This window comes from Candidatus Nitrosotalea okcheonensis (assembly GCF_900177045.1).
Taxonomy (GTDB): domain Archaea; phylum Thermoproteota; class Nitrososphaeria; order Nitrososphaerales; family Nitrosopumilaceae; genus Nitrosotalea; species Nitrosotalea okcheonensis.
Genome location: NZ_LT841358.1, coordinates 280,993 through 298,925, shown reverse-complemented (window position 1 = coordinate 298,925; position 17,933 = coordinate 280,993). Strand labels below are relative to the sequence as shown.

At 38.6% G+C, this 17,933-nt stretch carries 20 protein-coding genes; 9 read left to right on the top strand and 11 right to left on the bottom strand.

Going from position 1 to position 17,933, the window contains the following annotated elements; all coding sequences use genetic code 11:
• Nucleotides 1–69: 69 nt before the first annotated feature.
• The 7 genes from BQ3481_RS01850 to BQ3481_RS01820 all read right to left on the bottom strand — a co-directional run bounded on the left by BQ3481_RS01850 (nucleotide 70) and on the right by BQ3481_RS01820 (nucleotide 8,823).
• Nucleotides 70–798, bottom strand: coding sequence for a pirin family protein (locus BQ3481_RS01850; protein WP_157926712.1), 729 nt, complete (start codon nucleotides 796–798; stop codon nucleotides 70–72).
• The gene (locus tag BQ3481_RS01845; protein ID WP_157926711.1) at nucleotides 798–1,736 is read right to left on the bottom strand and encodes a transcription initiation factor IIB; all 939 of its coding nucleotides are present in this window, start codon (nucleotides 1,734–1,736) and stop codon (nucleotides 798–800) included. Before BQ3481_RS01845 ends, BQ3481_RS01850 begins: the two co-directional genes overlap by 1 nt.
• 112 nt (nucleotides 1,737–1,848) lie before the next feature.
• Nucleotides 1,849–2,256: a winged helix-turn-helix transcriptional regulator gene (locus BQ3481_RS01840; RefSeq protein ID WP_231911828.1), complete on the bottom strand. Its 408-nt coding sequence runs from the start codon at nucleotides 2,254–2,256 to the stop codon at nucleotides 1,849–1,851.
• Between the two features lie 337 nt (nucleotides 2,257–2,593).
• Entirely contained in the window at nucleotides 2,594–3,094 is a 501-nt protein-coding gene (locus tag BQ3481_RS01835) for a hypothetical protein (RefSeq protein ID WP_157926710.1), read from the bottom strand.
• Complete coding sequence (locus tag BQ3481_RS01830) at nucleotides 3,063–6,638, bottom strand: beta strand repeat-containing protein (protein WP_157926709.1); 3,576 nt, start codon at nucleotides 6,636–6,638, stop codon at nucleotides 3,063–3,065. The genes BQ3481_RS01835 and BQ3481_RS01830 overlap by 32 nt, the downstream gene beginning before the upstream one ends.
• Before the next feature lie 284 nt (nucleotides 6,639–6,922).
• Nucleotides 6,923–8,389: an ArnT family glycosyltransferase gene (locus BQ3481_RS01825; RefSeq protein WP_157926708.1), complete on the bottom strand. Its 1,467-nt coding sequence runs from the start codon at nucleotides 8,387–8,389 to the stop codon at nucleotides 6,923–6,925.
• Between the two features lie 8 nt (nucleotides 8,390–8,397).
• Nucleotides 8,398–8,823 (bottom strand): cupin domain-containing protein, encoded by a 426-nt coding sequence (locus BQ3481_RS01820; RefSeq protein ID WP_157926707.1) that lies wholly within the window; start codon nucleotides 8,821–8,823, stop codon nucleotides 8,398–8,400.
• A gap of 193 nt (nucleotides 8,824–9,016) precedes the next feature.
• On the opposite strand from BQ3481_RS01820, the gene BQ3481_RS01815 reads away from it, so the two are divergent.
• The 4 genes from BQ3481_RS01815 (at nucleotide 9,017) to BQ3481_RS01800 (ending at nucleotide 11,720) form a co-directional block, all read left to right on the top strand.
• Nucleotides 9,017–9,475 (top strand): hypothetical protein, encoded by a 459-nt coding sequence (locus BQ3481_RS01815; RefSeq protein ID WP_157926706.1) that lies wholly within the window; start codon nucleotides 9,017–9,019, stop codon nucleotides 9,473–9,475.
• A gap of 43 nt (nucleotides 9,476–9,518) precedes the next feature.
• Nucleotides 9,519–10,316, top strand: a complete 798-nt coding sequence (gene tatC, locus BQ3481_RS01810) for a twin-arginine translocase subunit TatC (protein WP_157926705.1) — start codon at nucleotides 9,519–9,521, stop codon at nucleotides 10,314–10,316.
• Nucleotides 10,317–10,337: 21 nt separating this feature from the next.
• Nucleotides 10,338–10,514 carry a Sec-independent protein translocase subunit TatA/TatB gene (locus BQ3481_RS01805; RefSeq protein ID WP_157926704.1) on the top strand — a complete coding sequence of 59 codons (177 nt, stop codon included), beginning with the start codon at nucleotides 10,338–10,340 and terminating at the stop codon, nucleotides 10,512–10,514.
• Nucleotides 10,515–10,628: 114 nt separating this feature from the next.
• On the top strand, nucleotides 10,629–11,720 hold the full coding sequence (locus tag BQ3481_RS01800) for a formate--phosphoribosylaminoimidazolecarboxamide ligase family protein (RefSeq protein ID WP_157926703.1): 1,092 nt from the start codon (nucleotides 10,629–10,631) through the stop codon (nucleotides 11,718–11,720).
• Here BQ3481_RS01800 and BQ3481_RS01795 read toward each other — a convergent pair.
• The gene (locus BQ3481_RS01795) at nucleotides 11,717–12,142 is read right to left on the bottom strand and encodes a bifunctional nuclease family protein (protein WP_157928424.1); all 426 of its coding nucleotides are present in this window, start codon (nucleotides 12,140–12,142) and stop codon (nucleotides 11,717–11,719) included. The genes BQ3481_RS01800 and BQ3481_RS01795 overlap by 4 nt on opposite strands.
• 88 nt (nucleotides 12,143–12,230) lie before the next feature.
• Between BQ3481_RS01795 and BQ3481_RS01790 the strand changes: the two genes are divergently transcribed.
• Nucleotides 12,231–13,067: a hypothetical protein gene (locus BQ3481_RS01790; RefSeq protein ID WP_157926702.1), complete on the top strand. Its 837-nt coding sequence runs from the start codon at nucleotides 12,231–12,233 to the stop codon at nucleotides 13,065–13,067.
• Here BQ3481_RS01790 and BQ3481_RS01785 read toward each other — a convergent pair.
• On the bottom strand, nucleotides 13,060–13,311 hold the full coding sequence (locus BQ3481_RS01785) for a hypothetical protein (RefSeq protein WP_157926701.1): 252 nt from the start codon (nucleotides 13,309–13,311) through the stop codon (nucleotides 13,060–13,062). The two genes, BQ3481_RS01790 and BQ3481_RS01785, sit on opposite strands and share 8 nt — an antisense overlap.
• 103 nt (nucleotides 13,312–13,414) lie before the next feature.
• Here BQ3481_RS01785 and BQ3481_RS01780 point away from each other — a divergent pair, with 103 nt between their 5' ends.
• The 3 genes from BQ3481_RS01780 to BQ3481_RS01775 all read left to right on the top strand — a co-directional run bounded on the left by BQ3481_RS01780 (nucleotide 13,415) and on the right by BQ3481_RS01775 (nucleotide 15,260).
• Nucleotides 13,415–14,263: a class I SAM-dependent methyltransferase gene (locus BQ3481_RS01780; protein ID WP_157926700.1), complete on the top strand. Its 849-nt coding sequence runs from the start codon at nucleotides 13,415–13,417 to the stop codon at nucleotides 14,261–14,263.
• A gap of 161 nt (nucleotides 14,264–14,424) precedes the next feature.
• A complete protein-coding gene (locus tag BQ3481_RS11590; RefSeq protein WP_173848067.1) occupies nucleotides 14,425–14,592 on the top strand; it encodes a hypothetical protein in 168 nt (55 codons plus the stop codon).
• Between the two features lie 44 nt (nucleotides 14,593–14,636).
• The gene (locus BQ3481_RS01775; RefSeq protein ID WP_157926699.1) at nucleotides 14,637–15,260 is read left to right on the top strand and encodes a DedA family protein; all 624 of its coding nucleotides are present in this window, start codon (nucleotides 14,637–14,639) and stop codon (nucleotides 15,258–15,260) included.
• On the opposite strand, the gene BQ3481_RS01770 is transcribed toward BQ3481_RS01775, so the two are convergent.
• Nucleotides 15,257–15,538, bottom strand: a complete 282-nt coding sequence (locus BQ3481_RS01770) for a DUF5615 family PIN-like protein (RefSeq protein ID WP_157926698.1) — start codon at nucleotides 15,536–15,538, stop codon at nucleotides 15,257–15,259. The two genes, BQ3481_RS01775 and BQ3481_RS01770, sit on opposite strands and share 4 nt — an antisense overlap.
• Nucleotides 15,539–15,609: 71 nt before the next feature.
• Entirely contained in the window at nucleotides 15,610–16,605 is a 996-nt protein-coding gene (locus tag BQ3481_RS01765) for a N,N-dimethylformamidase beta subunit family domain-containing protein (RefSeq protein ID WP_157926697.1), read from the bottom strand.
• A gap of 195 nt (nucleotides 16,606–16,800) precedes the next feature.
• Here BQ3481_RS01765 and BQ3481_RS01760 point away from each other — a divergent pair, with 195 nt between their 5' ends.
• On the top strand, nucleotides 16,801–17,844 hold the full coding sequence (locus BQ3481_RS01760) for a CorA family divalent cation transporter (RefSeq protein WP_157926696.1): 1,044 nt from the start codon (nucleotides 16,801–16,803) through the stop codon (nucleotides 17,842–17,844).
• Nucleotides 17,845–17,933 lie beyond the last annotated feature (89 nt).

Here is a 17,933-nt window from a genome sequence, read left to right as displayed (position 1 = left end):
TTGAACAAGTTACTATAAATCTCATGATGATTTTGTGCAGATTCTTTGCATTTAGAAAAATGCAGTTGTTCATCCATTGACTACATATTGTTCTGGCAGATCAATCAGTATGAGATCTGTTGGAATTTTTGCCTGGATCTTAATTTTGTCTTCTTGTGATATCATGGCCACATCTCTTGTCTGCATGTCATAGTTTCCAAATTTTATCTTCCCGTCTATTACAAACAAGTATGCTTGTCTTGCAGATCCTAGCTTGTGTGTTACTTGGCCTTGAGCTGTAAGAGATGCCAAGTAAAATGTTGCATTCTGATGTATGTGTAATGTATTATTGTCCTTGCTGTTTTCAGGAGTAATCACTGGTACAAGTTTGTCCATCATTTCTTTTTTTGTAAATTTTTTTTGTTCCCAAGACGGCATTAGACCTTTCTTGTTTGCAAACACCCACATTTGCAACAATCGCAGTGGTTTTTCTTTTGAATTGTTTGATTCGGCATGCATTATTCCAGAACCTGCAGTCATTCGTTGAACTTCTCCAGGATATATTATTCCATGATTTCCCTGATTGTCTTTGTGTTCTAGTTCTCCATCAATGACATAGGTTACAATTTCCATGTCTCTATGATGATGAAAATCAAATCCTGTGCCAGGCTGTATTTCATCATCATTGAATACGCGCAATGGTCCAAAGTTCATCTTCTCCAGATTCTGGTATTCAGCAAATGAGAAATGGTGATAGGTGGTGAGCCAGTCAGTCTTGTTTTGATAGTGTTCGTCAGACGGTATTATCTTTACTCCCATTATGTTCCCAATTCCATCTTCTTTCGGAACACCTTTGCTACATTGCGTATAGTCACGCTGCTGATTCCAGAAGCCTTGGCAATGCTGTCTTGAGTGGCCTTTTCTCCATTTATCATACCTGACAAAAAGAGGGCAGTAGCTGCAAGCGATACTGGGTTTTTCCCATCTGCAAGCCCTCTTTTCTTGGCATCCTCAATAATACCAAGTGCGTCTCTTTGTGCCTTTTCACTAAGACCTACAGATGTTCCAATCTTTGATACAAACTCTGACGGATTGAGAGAGTCTACTTGCAAATCAAGTGTTTTGACAAATATCCTATAGTGGCGCGAGAGATTCTTAAAAGACACATTTCCTGCACTTGAAACATCCTGCAGTGTCCTTGGAACTCCAGATTCCCTGCATGCAATATACAGTGCAGAAAGAATCATGCCAGAAATTGTTCTTCCTCGAATGATGTTTTTAGTCAGTGCCTTTCGATACAAATATGCAGCTCGTTCGACTACAGCATCAGAAACCTCAAGTTTTGGCTGGATTGCCCCCATTACTACAAACGCAGAGCGAAGATTTCTTTCAGCAGAACTTGACTTGCTTCTTGTATCCCAAGTTCGTAGTCTGTTAAATGTATACTTCATGTATGTAGAAATGGAATTTCCAGATGCATCCCGATCTGTATTTCCAATTACAGTAGACAATCCCTTGTCATGAATTGATAGCGCCGAGCCAAGTCCAGTCCTGGTGCTGTTTCCATAGTCTTCTGCAGTGAATAATTTTTGTTCTGATCCGGAATCTTCTACCCTATCTTCAAGAATGGTTCCACATTTTGCACACAGTATTTCACCACGAACATTATCAGTCACAAGTGGCCCATGTGATATTCCATCACGTAGGCATGTCTTGTCTTTTTCAAATACAAGTTCTTGTTTTTTATTAGATATCATTTGTATATCTACTATACACTTGAAAGTATTTAAAATGGCAAGTGAGTGTGACTATATCAGATTAACTTGAGGTAAGTCATTTTTTGGTTTTTGTGTGATATTAAAATACAATTTATGCAGCTTCGGTGGGTTTCGAATAGACTTCTTTCAAGATTCTAGGCTTTCCATCTTTGAATACATCCTTAGCGCAATATTGCATAGAAAACGCCGCCATTGATTCAAGTATCGGGTTTAGTGCAAGCCCCTTTTTTGTGACAACATACTCTATCTTGACTGGAGTTCCAGCATAGATTCTCTTCTCGATTATGCCATTTTTTTCCATTTCTCGCAGCCTTGCAGACAAGGTTTTTGGGTTTATCCCTTCTACAGAGTCCAAAAACTGGTTGAACCGGCTTTGGCCAAGTTTTGTCATGTTACGTAAAATGTGTACGGTAAACTTTCTTCCTATAATTTTAAAAGTATTATCAATTGGGCATGCTTTCATAGAATCCAACAAAACCTTGCATTCTTCTTCTTTCAACTTACCATCAACTCACTTGATAACCATATTATCACTTTCTAATTTATATGCTTACCTTTGTATATCTAATAGAGAACAATATGACGACTCAGGCACAACACAAACATCAGTGGTCGGTAATATCAAACCACTGGCAATGCAATACATGTGGAAAGACATACGGATAGGCCAGACTTTCCCATTTTTTATCAAGCCAGTTTGGATTTACAGCCAAGACAGACTTCAATTATTTTGCCATGTTTTTTTGAATAATGTATCCCAAGTTCTCGATGCATGTTGCACAAAAAACAAAGACCAAAATTCATGTACTAGTAACAACATCACATGTAATAGATTTTTAGTAATGCAAGTTTTTTGATTTGTTTGCCATGGCAAATATGACAACTGTCAGAACAAGCGATACTCCAAACAAAGGCATTGTGATAGGACCAAACTCTGGAACAGTTGCAGTCATGATCTTGGTTTGTGTTACAATAAATCCATTTACTTTTGCGCTGGCAATTATGTTGAAATCTCCAGATGTTGCAGTAGGAGGTAGTTTGAACTGGAGCGCAAAATTTCCGTTTTGATCAGACGATACAGTTCTTATTAATATCAAGTTTCCAGACGAGTCTTTTATTTGCAAGGCAACAAGTGCGTTGGGTTGTCCTGACACCGTACCATTTAACGTAACAATGTCACCTGGCACATAATGAGCCTTGTTTGTGGTAATCACAATGGACTGCTCCTCCTGAGCAAACGAATTTGAGACTTGCAGTGCTAGTAACACAACCGCCGCAAGAAACAAGAGCCTGTTGTGACTCGCCTCATGAAAGACCGACAAAGTATGATAATTCATTTGATTGTGATGTTCCTCCTTTGTTTGGCCAGTCAGTAAATACATTTGCATAAACACTTGCAAGTCCAGTTCCTGATTGGGCTGGAACATAATAAGGCAGAATTACTTCAGATTGTCCCGGGCTTAGCGCATACTGGGCAGATGCAGTACCAAGACTGCTCACATTGGAATCAAAGATGTTTACTGTTATGAGAGATTGTGTACTCGCGTTGGAATCAATTACAACTTTTACGTATCCTGTCTGTCCTCTATTGATTAAAGATACTGGGTTTCCTTGCTGGTCGGTTGGTTGTACCGATACTATTGAGATTCCAGTCGGTCCGGTAGAATTGTTTGCAATATTTGCAATACATGGATTCACTCCATTTACGACCGTTAGTTGTCCCGCATTGTTAAAACAAGACTGAATTTTGCTGTTTGCAAGACCATATGCAACATTTAGTTCATTGTTAAGGCTGACCATTTGAACGTGGTTTACGGTGGCATATTTGTTAAAGGTGACAAGTGCTTGGTCTAGACTTCCACCGCCATTAATAACAGACTGCATTGCAGTATTTGCAACTGCAATTCTTTGTTTCATGAAATTAAACTCATTTTGAAATACAGATTGAGTCCTGTTGTCAGTCACGGTTGTAAGAAAGTGGACATATGCTGCATCGGGTGTGGTGGATGCACTTGCCACTGCAAGTGCAGATAAGTCTTGTTTGAGTTGACTGGCAGCAGACTGTCGCTGCTGCAGTATCAACTGCTGATCAAGTTGTGCTGCTGTCTGGTTCCCCAGTATATTTGCCACTTGCCTCTTTGATGCTTGGATTTCTTGTAAAATTTTCAGTGCCACGGGATTATTTTGAATATTAGGACCTGCCAAGGTTGTAAATTGTGCAGGTCCGATTCTGGTAGCATTACCAATAGTTCCGATACTTGTTCCATTAGTACCAAGACTGTTAAGACTCACATTTACTGTTCCTATGGAATTGTGGATCATATTTTGGCCAGTGTTATTTTGATACGCGAGTGCAAGAAGATGAGCCTGTGTAGGACTCATAAATGTCATAGAGTCATTTTGAATCACGACTCCAAGTGTAATTTCAGCTTGGTTATTTGTCATTGCAGTGGATAATACGTTTCCAGCTCCAGGCACCTTGCTGGCAGAAGTTGTGCATGCATGCGGTACGAATGAAACGTATGAGGCAGGAAGTGTTGACACATCCTGAAGGTCTGCTGCAAGACAAGACTCTGCAGTGAGCGGCGTTCCACCATTAGTTGGCCAGTCCGAATACACATCAGTGAAGACATTTGCTACTCCCACCTGTACATTCGAGGGTATGAAAAACGACAGAGTCATTTGAGATGTTCCCGGGTTTAAGATGGACTTGATAGATGTGGTACCAAGACTACTTTGGTTTGCATCAAATAGATTGAGTGTCAAGAGGGCCGGCATTTTTTCTCCCGATGAGAGTGAAACTTTGACAAATCCATTTTGGCCCTGTGGCAGAACTGAAACTGGATTTCCTTGTTGATTTGTGATTTGTACCGAGTCAATAGAAACGCCGCGTGATTTTATTACGTTAAACTCGGTTGAATTAGTATAGTTTCTACCATCAACATTTGTATTCACAATATCTCGATAGACGCCAGTTTGATATGTATTCGGTATCTTGAATTGTAAAGAGCCAGTACCGTTTTCATCAGTAGTTATAGTCCTGGATATAATATTGTCACCACTTGGATTTGACACCCCAACTGCAATACTTTGTAAGCTTTGGCCTGGAAGATTTACAGAGAGTGTGACTACATCACCGTATGCATAGTATGACTGATCAGTGCTCAACAAGAGTGAATGTGGAAGTATGATTATCGTAGATTGTGCGGTACCAAAACTACCAGAGTGTGCACTATCTCCTGCATACGTAGCAGTGATTGTAACTGCATTTGTAGAAGACGCAGATGGTGTATAAAATACAGTGCATGCATTAGATGAAAGCGTGCATGAGGCAGTGTCAAATGAACCCCCTGCGTTGCCATCACTCCATGACACGTTCCCAGTTACAATTGATGAGATGGAAACATCTGCAAGTGTTGCAGTAAATTGTACCTTCGATCCCTGTGCCACGGTAGCAGTATTAGGTGTAACAGTGGTTATGGTATTATGCAGTACATCTAGCGCCAAAGTAGATGTGCCAGTGCTGCCAGAGTGTGCGACATCTCCATTATAATTAGTAGCGATTGTTATCGTACCGCCATAATTGAGTGGTGCTGTATATGATACGGTACAACTGCCGGATGAGAGGGTACACGAAGATGGACTAAATGTACCGCCAAGGTTGCCGTCACTCCAGGTTACAGAACCTGTAGGGACAATTTGTGATCTAGATGCACCAGTCACAATTGCCGTAAACTGTATCTGAGATCCTTGATTTATAGTAGCAGTGCTTGGTGTGACTTTTGTTGTAGTATCAGCTAGAGAAGTTATTGTTAGAATAGAGGTACCAGCACTGCCAGAATATTCATTATTTGTAGCATATCTACCGGTAACTGTTACTAGGTTTGATGTAGTTGTAGGAGTATATGATACTGTACAACTGCCGGATGAAAGGGTACACGAAGATGGACTAAATGTACCGCCAAGGTTGCCGTCACTCCAGGTTACAGAGCCAGTTTGAACTGTTGTCAATTTAGAAACATCCACTACTGTAGCAGTAAACCGTACCTGAGATCCGCGGTTCACAGTAGCAGTACTTGGTGTTACTGTAAGAGTAGTACTGGGCAGAGGGTGTACCATCAGAGTGAATGTTCCAGTGCTGGTGGAAAACGTTCCATCACTTTCATAACTAGTGGTTATCAGTATGTTGCTTCCATAATTTGCAATAGGAGTATATGATACGGTACAACTGCCGGATGAAAGAATACATGATGATTGGCTGAATGTACCGCCAAGGTTGCCGTCACTCCAGGTTACAGAACCTGTAGGGGCAATTTGAGGGTTGGACGTATCAACAAGCGTTGCGGTAAATTGTACTTTAGAATTTGAGCTGGTGGTAGAGGTTATGGTAGTGGTGACACTATGAATTGTCGTCACAGTCAAGGCAAATGTGCCAGTGCTGGCAGAATGCGTTGTATCCCCGCCATAATTCGAGGTTACTGTTATCGTACCAGCATGATTTGCCGGAGGCGCATATGAGACGGTACAATTGCCGGATGAGATGGTACACGAAGATGGACTAAATGTACCGCCAAGGTTGCCGTCACTCCAGGTTACAGAACCTGTAGGAGTAGTTGGCAAGTTTGATGTGTCCATGACTTTCACAGTTAACGATATGGGGGAACCTTGACTTGAGGTGCTAGGATTTGATATAACTTTACTTGATGTAGAATCAATTACAATATTTGGTTTGGGCACAATGGTGGAATTGGTAGAATTAGATATTGTAGAATTAGATATTATAGTATCAGAACTGTTCGAGTCAGGTTCGGCGGAAAAAGCATATTGAGGAAAAACCATCACCGCAACGATGGAGACGAAGAGTAAAATCTTTAGATCCATCTCGCATGATCTCCAATATTCTTCAAATAAAGAATTGTTATACATTGTTCATGAACAATGTTACCTGTAACATTAGATTTCAGAATCGCCGTAATATGCACAGAATTCATCTCTTGAAGTGTACGGTCTCACACTTGTTTAAAAGACTGACGTATGTTTTCTTCTAGTTTGAACAATAGCAGATATCAGGATTTGAGGTGTTAAACGTATTCAGTCGCACTGCAACAATAGATGGAATACAAATATTTGAAAACACATTTGGCTTCATAGGGGCAATTTTAGATTCATTTCATTTTGACTTGGATGTTCTCTCCATCAACATTCATCTTTATGTTAGAATAGGGATATGTGGACATGTCATATTTTGATAGATCCTCATCAAATGTAGCTATTGTTTTAGAATCATTATAGAGTTGTTGCAATTGTTTTCCCCTTCCGAGATCTATAAAAAAATGAGGATCAGCCACAAGAAGTATTTTCCTGGTCTGGAGATGATTGAATAATACAAACGAATAATCGTTGGGTATGTTTTCTCTATGAAATACATAATGTAAAATCCATGCATATGTGGGACTTGCAAGTACTGTAGTATCAGTATCATGTACATTTTGTAGAATAAATGATGTGGTCTGGAATTCAGAGTTTGTCACGTTTACACTGATAACTAGAATGGTACTTGCCAATCCAAACATAACAAGCCCTAAAAATACAACAGGAGATAAGACTTTGTTTTGATTTCTCTTACTGAGACGTTCCAAGACATTCATGGTTAGTATTGATGCAGATATGCAAAATACTGGAAGTATTGGAATCCAGTAAAAATACTGATTGTAACCAATCATGAGCAGGAATATTACAAATGGGATAAACCAAAACAAGATAAAAAAGTTTCTCCGTATAATTGTAAATACAGTTCCAGCTATTCCGAGAACAAATAGAACTGGATCAAGCTTGAAAAAAACTAGTGAGATGTATGGCAATCCAAAACTTTGCCTTTGTGTCTGCCCTATGACATCTCTCATCCACACATCAAACTGTTGTGTACCTATTGCCTGAAGTGGCCATATGAGAGGTATCAAAAATATTGGAATCAATAGAAACACAAGAGTCTTGATGTTCCTCCCAGTATTGAAATATACAAGACCTGCAATCAATGGAATCATTGTAAAGACTGGAATCTTTGTGAATATTGCAATGCCAAGACAAATTCCTGAAAGAGATGCCAACATGTACTTGTTTTTAGAATCTTTGGTTTTGAGTGCAAACAGTATAGATGTCAGCAGGAACGGCAGCAATATAGAATCCAAAAGTATTCTTCTCAGTATCCAAGTAAACGGCATCACTGCAAACAAGAGAGAGGAAGCTAGCGCTATTTTTTTCCCATATTTTGTATCGGCAATTTGGTAAACAAGAAAAGTATCCAGAACTGCTAGCAACCCCATGACAAGTCGGGGTACAAAATAAAGTGATGCAATGAAATGCGGGTCGGTTGAAGGATGTAATGAATTTGGAAATCCTACTAGGCCAAAAAGAGCAGCAAGAAAAATTTGGCCAAAATAAGGATGATCATAAAAATACCGGTCTTGTGGGCCAAGACCATTTAGCACATGCATTGCCCTTTCCATGTATACTCCCTCATCATAGAAAATATCTGGAAATCCCACAGTGTTCCAAAGGTGCGTAAAACCAGACAGTGTCAGTATTATTGCTAGTATGTATATAGCTCTAATTTGTTTGAATTTTTCACTCAATGTAAAATCTACTTCCAGTGATTTGTACTTTCTAGGAAAACTTGTCCATACTTCTGTGCTATTTGGGATTCCATTTCACATGTAACAGTACCTGTTCGCAGCAGACTGCTTACTTGAGAAAAATAATTTTCCAAATCAGGAGAGCTGATTATCAGTACTTCTCCACCATCATTTCCTACAGTGAATTTATGAGGAGTGTTTGTTGGCACAACAACCAGATCACCAGGTGTAACATCAATCAACTTGTTTCCAAGTATAAACTTGTATCCACCTTTGACAATGTAGAAACACTCACTGCCTCTAGGATGCACATGTAGTGCAGGTCCCGTATTTGGAGGATGAACTGCATAAAGTATTGTATAGATACCGCCGGTCTCACAAGTCATAGACTTGATTGTCACAAGTGTACCATGAAAGTCAAATGTTCTATCCATTGCAGATCATCATTTCAGATCATATCACGATATAAAAAAGAGCCTAGTTTTGATTCGGATGGATTCTGATCCAAACAGATTGGAATAAAGGCCATCAAAAATATCAACTTGTAATAACGCTAACCACCTGCTACACCATAGTTTGCGTCTAGTAAGGCTCATTAACCGTGAATATTTATCGATTGACTAGAACATGAGTCGCTTGAGATACTGGAAACTTACCGTAGAAGACGTTCGAAATGCAGAGTATGACCCGAAAAAAGTATTGATCTGGGAAATAAAATGTCCAAAAGATGACAAGGGCGCAGTCTTTGGAGTATATTCGTATAGAAATGGAACTCCATGGGATTACGATTTAATCAAAGGCATTGTATTTTATCACAACATGATAGAAAAGGAGGAGGTAGACAAACTAACAAAATTCCTCAAGGAAAAGTTTGGTGGAGACCCTGCAGAAAAGAGTTCCAGAATATTCCTAAAGGGCTCACGTGAGATATACGCACCAAAAGAAATTGCAGAACTTGCAGTCCAGCTTGGCGACAATTTTGAGGTAAGCACTGAACTTACAATAGAGCTTGAAAACTTTACTGTGCCAGAACAAGAAAAAAGTAACTTGCCCTCAAGCAAGATACTTCCAATACCAGGACTGTAGAAAAAATACTATTAATACAGATCTGCCCATTTCATAATCTATAATGGACAAGTCTATGACCATCAGCCAGCATCTTGATGATTTAAGAAAAAGAATATTTAGGTCAGTCATTGCGATAGCGTTAATCTCATTTTTCATCCTGAGTTTTCATCTTACGCCATTTATGTACAATAACATCAAGCTGTATTATCCAACATTTAGTCCATTTAACAACATGGCAGCACAAGTAACAATATCAATGAAGCATCATCTATTACCATCAACGGTACAATTAATCCAGACAGCCCCAGGACAGGCATTTTTTTCCCAGTTTTATATTGCAGTATTGCTTGGAATGGTGTTCTCAATGCCAGTCATAGTCAAAGAGTTTGTAGGATTTTTGGCACCTGCGTTGCATAGAAAGGAGATCCAGATAATTAGAAACATAACAATTCCAGCCATCATTCTTTTCACAATAGGAGGCATATTTTCATATTTTTTCGTCACTCCATACATACTAGAATTTCTTTACAAATATGGACAATCTGCAGACTTGCTCACATTTTTGAACATAATAGATTTTATCACATTTGTACTGCAGTTTATTCTTGCATTTGGAGTATCATTTCAGCTACCATTGATAATGTATGCACTTACTACATCTGAACTAATTGACCCAAAATTTTGGAGGAATAACATACGGTATGCAATAATTGCGATGGTCATACTTGGTGCAGCAATAACACCAGATGGTAGTGGAGTAACCATGTGGTTCGTAGCAGGTCCTATGATAGTGTTGTATCTAATAGGTATGGCGGTATCTGAGAGACAGGCAAAAAATATTGGAACGTTTAAATCTTAATCTGCCGCATTTAAGCCACTAATGGCATATGAAAATGTAATAATTGCAGTGGTAATAATAGGGGTTTTGATATTTGGTGCCAAAAAGATCCCTGAACTTGCAAAAACGTTTGGAAAGGCAAAGGGCGAGTTTGAGAAAGGCAGATTAGAATCTGAAAAAGAGCTCAAGGATTTCAAGGACAAGGAAGACCTCAAGTAGTTTTTTCAAAAAGTTCATCCCCTTTTTTGTTAGAAATTTATTCACGGTAAGAAATACAAATAATCCACGTTTGCTTTGGATAACGCTTTTTTACCCAGATAAAATAGATACGACGTGATAAGAAAATCAGCCATTGTAGATATTGTAAACAAGTATTCTGAACTAACCATTGGTGCACTTGGGAGTCATTCGGCACTTGAAATAATGGACGGTGCAAAGGATGAAAATTTCAAGACAGTCGTGGTTTGCCAAAAGGGAAGAGATGTGCCATACAGGAGATTTTCAAGGCTTGCAGATGACATCATAATAGTGAAGAGGTTCCAAGACATGCTATCTCCCAAGATCCAGTCAAGACTGAGAGATTCCGGTACAATAGTGGTTCCACATAGAGCCCTTACTGCATATCTTGGATACGACGGTGTCGAGAACAAGTTCAAAGTACCATTGTTTGGAAACAGAGCCTTGTTCCAGGCAGAGGAGCGGGCCAACAAGAAAAACCAATATTACTTGCTACAAAAAGCAAGGATACGTTTTCCAAGACTGTTCAAAGATCCAAAAGACATAGACAGACCAGTAATAGTAAAAGTTCAGGAAAAAAAACGCAAGCTTGAACGTGCTTTTTTCAATGTATCATCATATGCAGAATACAGGGACAAGACAGAGACCAAGATAAAACAAGGATTGATTTCAAGAGATGCACTCAAGACTGCAAGCATCGAGGAATTTATCATAGGAACTTATTTTAATTTCAATTATTTCCATACACCGATATCAAAAGAGGTTGATTTTCTTGGAATAGAAAGAAGATTGCAGACAAACCTTCATGACTTTGTTTCACTTCCTGCAAAACAACAGCTTGAGACAAACATCGAATTACAAAATATCGAGGTAGGTCACACACCTGCAAGCATTAGAGAATCCCTACTTGAGCAGGTCATAGATGCTGGAGACAAGTTTGTCAATGCCGTGAAAAAAGAGTATGCGCCAGGGATCATCGGTCCATTTTCTCTGCAAAGCGTCATAACCCGTGACCTAGACATCGTAGTGTATGACGTATCATTACGAGTTCCAGGAAATCCAATTCTTGCTACAACAAGTCCATATACAAAATACAAATATGGTGAAACTTTTGGTGTTGGACGCAGGATTGCAATGGAGTTAAGAATTGCACAGCAGGAAGGAAAATTGGAACAAGTGCTAACCTAGGCTTCCATTTTTTCTTTCAAGAGATTTTTTCTGACCAGTATTGGTATGTTATAAAATGTTGCAAGTGCTATAGAATCAGATGCACGGTAGTTACGCATTACAAGATCATGTTTTCCAGTAAAGTAGACATTGGCACGCAAGACGCTGCCACTTTCATATACTTTTATCTTTACAAGTACAAGCTCGTTTAGTTCCGCAATTTCTTCTACCATGTTGTATATAGTTGGAATCGCATCTCGTTGTCCTTCAATAAAATTAGATATGTGTCTTGCAACTTCTCCTGAAAAGGCTCTCATGTGAAATTCTTTACCGTCGTCTGATCGTAGGATCAAAAGCCCTTCAACCCCGTACGGATCTACAAAACCCACGTAGGTTATCTTGGTCTCGGCATAATCAGAATCTTGAGGCTCGTCGATCTTCACGACTAGATCAAGTATGGAATTACCCAAGATAAACACTTTGGAGAGAATAGGAGATAGAATTTAATGCCAGGCTGAGAATTTTGTACAAGTGGAAAAACAAAAAATACGTGGTCGTTCCCATCTTGCACTCGTACTAGTTGGCTTTTTAGCTATTGCCATATCATTTTTAGCATATACAAAAAATAACAGTCTAATAATCACGCCCGCTGCCATGCCCGCCTTGCAAAACCTTGCAGTTGCTACATACGCTGTACTATTTTCATCATTTGGAGCCATAGGTTGGGGGTTGTACAAGATGTACAAGTCAAAGATCACACATGCAGACTCTACCATCTTATCAATTATTGCAAATGCCACACATAACAAAAGATCAAAACAAATTTTCGTCATAAGTACAATAGGATACGGATTATTTTTTGCATTTACTTCAGGAATAATAATCTACAAGCCAGACATCAATGCTACAGATTATGGATTTCCACAACCTCCACACATAGAGCTCTCGCCATGCTGTGATCTTCCAGGCTACATGCCAATGATTTTTGCATTTTTTACAGAACATATAGGATTACAGATAATTCCATTAAATTTACTGCTACTAGTCATGGTGTCATTCTTGGTCGGTTTGAATTTTGCGTTATCATCGACCGTATTTTCCATTGCAAAAAGTGGAGGAAATCTCGGGGCGTTTGGAGCAATAACAGGGTTGTTTGTCGGATGCCCTACGTGTGCAGGTACGATGTTTACCATGTTATTTGGTTTTGGAACAGGAGCCACAACATTTACTTTGTTCTTAACAAGCGTCGAGGCCCAAATCCAGACAGTCTTTATTGCAATATCCATTCCGGTTCTTTTTGTAACTCCCATCATAATGGCCAAGAAGATAAAGTCGCAGAATGAGAGTTGTGCAGTAAACTCTAGATAGACTTTATGACACGCGGTCTTTTCCAGTCTCCAATATCATACCCATTTTGCCTGAGATATTTCAGAGTAAGCTTGTATACCAATTCGTCATGCTCAACAGTGCGGAGGATTTCGTCCCATTCCACTTGACCAGATTGGTTAATCTTTTCCTCCATTTGTAAAACAATAATCTTTGCAATATCCCTGCATTGATCAAAAGTCTTTCCATTCTTGTACGCTCTGGTTCGAGCGTCACATTTTTCCATTGCATACTAGTTTTGTCAAGCTAAATAAAAAGATCAGTGATTTTTGAACCTCACCTGCGAGAATTCATATCTTAATACACCCGTGTTTTGATCGTTTTCCATATTGAACAACCCCAATCCCATGGATGTCATCCTATGGACACTGCGACGTGGAGAGGGCGACATTGTGAACATGTACAACTACCTGTCCGAACTAATGCAGATTTCAACTGGGAGAAATTTTCTTAATTTTGGATATTGGGATAACGCAACAAAGAGTCCTGCAGATGCTCAGACAAATCTGTGCAATCTAATAGGAGACATGGCAGAGCTTGAAAATGCACGACATATTCTTGATGTGGGAAGTGGTTTTTCAGAACCAGCTTTTCTTTGGAAAAAGGCATACCCAAACATTACAATCACATGCCTTAACATAAACCCCAATCAACTCAAATTTGCAAACATACAGAAAAAAATATCTGAAATAAACTTGGTAAATGCAACAGCAGTAAAAATTCCCATATCAGACCGATCATGTGACAGAATAATTGCACTAGAATCAGCGCAGCACTTTAGACCAATCAAGGAATTTATATCAGAGACTGGAAGGATTCTGAAAAAAGATGGGACCGCCGTCTTTGCAATACCAGTGCTTTCAAAACCATCAAAGTTTAGCGTTTTGAAGATCGGTATTTTGAAGATGACATGGTCTTCTGAGCATTATGATATTGATGCGATTAAAAAAATAATCCAAGACATTGGTCTTAACATTACAGAAATCAGACTTGTTGGATCAAATGTATATCCACCTCTGGCAGAATACTATATTCAGAATCATCGGTTTCTCAGATCAGAGATCTTAAAAAGATACCCGTCGTATGTAGAGACAATATTGTTCAGATCAATGCTAAAGATGAAACAAGCTGCAACAAATCATACCATTGAATATGTCTTGATAAAATGCACAAAGTAACCCTTATCAACGTAGTAAATCCATGACTTTTCATAGCATACCAATTCCGTCTGGATGCTATTCTGCGTAGGTTCTCTCTACGCAGAGCCTATTAATTTTCATAAACAGATCTTGACAATTTTCTCCGTAAGAAATATTATCTCAAATAATATGATTAAAGCATGGGACTTTTCAAGAAAAAAGAAGGACCTGCTGAAACAAAATGTAAAGAGTGCGGTCTTGAGCTCCACGATCCAGTAAGACTTGACAGGCACATGAAGAAGGCACACAAACATGCGCCACAAAGGAACTTTGATGAGCCTGGAACCAGTACAGGCGGAATGTGGTAAAGGTACAAGATTTGCAAGAAAAAAATGAAGTGGATTGACAAAACATGGTTGCTTTGGATATTATCAATAATTTAGCAAATTTCATAATCCATGCAATATCAAATACAGGATATTTTGGAATCTTCTTTCTAATGCTAGCAGAAAGTTCGCTCATACCAATTCCAAGTGAAATAATCATGCCATTTTCTGGATATCTTGCATCCACTGGAAAACTCAATCCAATTTTAATAATACTTGCGGGCTCGATTGGAAACCTAGTGGGGTCGCTTGTGGCATATATCATAGGTGTAAAGCTTGGCAGAGAGTTCATTGCCAAGTATGGAAAATATGTTCTTCTGAAAAAATCCCACCTGGAATGGACTGAATCATACTTTAAAAAATATGGTGATAGATCCACATTTGTAAGTAGGCTACTGCCTGCCATTAGAACATACATTTCATTGCCAGCCGGCATAGCAAAAATGAACTTGAAAAAATTTTCAATTTACACTTTTGCAGGCTCTATCATATGGAGTACCATGTTAACATATGTTGGGATGACACTAGGAGATCAGTGGACTAGGATCAGACACTATTCAGATTACATTGATGGTGCAGTCATAGTAGGACTAGTTATCATAATAATAATCATAGTCAAAAAAAGGGTTGCCAAGCCAGATAATAATTAACGATCTTTATGCTTGCTCAACTCTTCTAGGATTATCTGAAATATTGTTTCGCTGTCAAGCAACACACACCTGATATCATTTTCCTTGCATGCATTTCCAATCTCCACATCTTCTGTTACAACAATCATGCCGTTTTCATGTGCATATTTTATCACAGAATAGTCACTAGATAGTTTTTTTCCCTCGGCAATTAGTTTTTTTACGCTAAATGCTTCATATCCAAATTCCTTGAGTCGGGCATCAAACCCATCATACATCTCATCAACTAATACTTTCATTGTCAGTATCCGTTTGAAACTCATATTATTATGTTAGGATGTTCAGACTGGGACTTGGCCAACATGGCGATTTAATAGTCTTTTATTGCCCTGAGCAGCGGTATGTTATGCATTATGTGATTTTCAGGATAACAGTCAAGCATAATTCCATTTGTTACATTATAAAATTTCCAGTTACTGCACTGTGTATTATACTCTAGATTGGAATTGTCAAATTTCCAGTCAAAACCATTGCGTATTTTTACATCCGGATAATTATGGCCACGAACAAGCGTCAATACATTAGCAGAATAGTTCACAACTATTTTTCCATACAGCGCATTAGGATAAAGGTAAATTACATGTGGATGAGTAGTAATTGCGTCAAACTCTTTTTGTGTAACGTATTCATTGTGCAATACAATCACCTTGTCATATTGTAACAAAATTTTGGGATTTTTATCCACATCAATGTCTGTGAGAGTATAATATCCAAGGGATTCTAAAATATCCACGGCTTGTCCGCTTGCAGTGTATCCGAGAGGCGCATTGGCATAGATAAAAGATGTCAGACAGGTGGTATCACAATTGCCTGCATAATACGAGTAAAAACCACGTTCAGAATATGCAGATGCTGTAAAAACTGGAATAATCACTACGGATTTTTTTGTATCATTATATACTGAGATTTCCGACATCCTTTCTTTCTGTACTCTTGACACAAAATTGTCATCCAGTTCAATTACTCCATTTTGGATTAAATATTCAATTCCACTAATAAACTCACTGTCTGGTACGTTTCCATTACTCCAATAATATGCAATTTTTTTTACAGAATCAGGTATCATAAAACCATCTGCATTTTCTACAAGATCTTCTACTGGAATAATCCGATGTTCTACAAGCCATCTCATGTCATTTATAAAATCAGCATCGGAGATCTCTGCCTGCGTCCATAACAATGCAATATGCTTTACCCACGTTGGTACAATGTTTGTTGTGGCATTGGCATCAACATTACCAAGTTGAACAAATAATCCAGATATCAGAAAAATCACCACAATTGCAACCAGTGTTACATGGTTCATGCAAGCTTTGAAGATATACAGGTTTTAGACATTATGGATGATTTATTACACGACTTTACAACATAAAATAAAAACAAGTTGTCATGTCATCATATCATAGCAAACTTTTCTGTAAGCATCAATAGATTATGAAAAACATAAGGTAAGTTTTTGTTCACGAATAAGTGTATATAAGTCCAAATTTGCCCCTAAGATATGATCAAGACAATCAGTGTCGCAGGTTTACAAGAAGGTGTACCATTCAAGAAACCAACAATCACTTTAGAAGAACTTGTCGAGATATCATCCCCAGTACACCTCACTTGGATTGAGTGTGTAGTAGATAACATCATAGGAGAAACTCCAAAAATTTTAGAAAAATTAAACATTACCATGGACCCTTCCGTACTATTATCAGGATATGTGTCAAGTTATGAAGACAGGGGCGATACGCTAGGACTCATGATACCATTTGTCGTACCAGGAAATAACAAAACTTTGACTGCCCCTATTTTGGTTTTTGTGAAAAAAGATCTTATCGTGACCATTCATGATGACTATGGTGGTAAGATTACTCGTCTATACAATTATGCTCCCACACTTTTACGAAAACTTCCAAAAGAAGCTGACAGTTGGGCAGACAGGCAGACAATACTTTTAGCAAGAATCATAGATGAAATTAGCGAGTCCAATTTCTCCATATTACGCCTCATAGTGGAAAGGGCAGAGCAATTTGAGATAGACATTGCAGGTTCAAGACAAGTTACAAGAGACATATCTCTGGAACTATCAAACGTACGAACATCGCTATTGACTTTTTTGAATGCAACATGGGCAAGCTATGATACAGTGCACAATCTAAAGTATGGCGATGCAGAAATGGTCTCAGACGATGAAGTAATTCTTGCAAAATTTGAGGTAATCCTTGGAAGACTTGACAGGCAGATACAAATGTCAGAAAACATCATGCAGATGGTTGCAACAGGAGTCAATGTGGTCCAAACCGAAGTAACAAACAAGGTTACCATCCTTATCATCTGGTGGACAGTGGCTGGAACAGCTGAACTTGTGCCAAACACAATTGCAACAGTCTTTGGCCTTTATCCAAACCATGAGATAGTATTCTGGCCCATTGTTACCACTGTTGTAACATCCGCTGCGTTGGCAACCGCTGTAGCCTATTTCTATGTAAAAAAATTCTTTGGGCAGAGCCTAGGATTCAACAAGCTGAAAAAGTTTCGAAAACAATCCACCAAATAGATTTTTTCAGAAAAGGGTCTTTTCAAATATTTATCAGTTTTAATCATCAATTTTTTATAAAAGTGGCATAATTTCTTTTAAAAATTATT

Coding starts and splice junctions, on each gene's coding strand:
- BQ3481_RS01770 (WP_157926698.1), bottom strand. CDS start 15,538: ATGAAAGTATTAGTTGATGAGATGTATGATGGGTTTGATGCCCGACTC.
- BQ3481_RS01765 (WP_157926697.1), bottom strand. CDS start 16,605: ATGAACCATGTAACACTGGTTGCAATTGTGGTGATTTTTCTGATATCT.
- BQ3481_RS01805 (WP_157926704.1), top strand. CDS start 10,338: ATGGCATATGAAAATGTAATAATTGCAGTGGTAATAATAGGGGTTTTG.
- BQ3481_RS01850 (WP_157926712.1), bottom strand. CDS start 798: ATGGGAGTAAAGATAATACCGTCTGACGAACACTATCAAAACAAGACT.
- BQ3481_RS01820 (WP_157926707.1), bottom strand. CDS start 8,823: ATGGATAGAACATTTGACTTTCATGGTACACTTGTGACAATCAAGTCT.
- BQ3481_RS01815 (WP_157926706.1), top strand. CDS start 9,017: ATGAGTCGCTTGAGATACTGGAAACTTACCGTAGAAGACGTTCGAAAT.
- BQ3481_RS01775 (WP_157926699.1), top strand. CDS start 14,637: ATGGTTGCTTTGGATATTATCAATAATTTAGCAAATTTCATAATCCAT.
- BQ3481_RS11590 (WP_173848067.1), top strand. CDS start 14,425: ATGGGACTTTTCAAGAAAAAAGAAGGACCTGCTGAAACAAAATGTAAA.
- BQ3481_RS01785 (WP_157926701.1), bottom strand. CDS start 13,311: ATGGAAAAATGTGACGCTCGAACCAGAGCGTACAAGAATGGAAAGACT.
- tatC (WP_157926705.1), top strand. CDS start 9,519: ATGGACAAGTCTATGACCATCAGCCAGCATCTTGATGATTTAAGAAAA.
- BQ3481_RS01835 (WP_157926710.1), bottom strand. CDS start 3,094: ATGAATTATCATACTTTGTCGGTCTTTCATGAGGCGAGTCACAACAGG.
- BQ3481_RS01760 (WP_157926696.1), top strand. CDS start 16,801: ATGATCAAGACAATCAGTGTCGCAGGTTTACAAGAAGGTGTACCATTC.
- BQ3481_RS01845 (WP_157926711.1), bottom strand. CDS start 1,736: ATGATATCTAATAAAAAACAAGAACTTGTATTTGAAAAAGACAAGACA.
- BQ3481_RS01830 (WP_157926709.1), bottom strand. CDS start 6,638: ATGGATCTAAAGATTTTACTCTTCGTCTCCATCGTTGCGGTGATGGTT.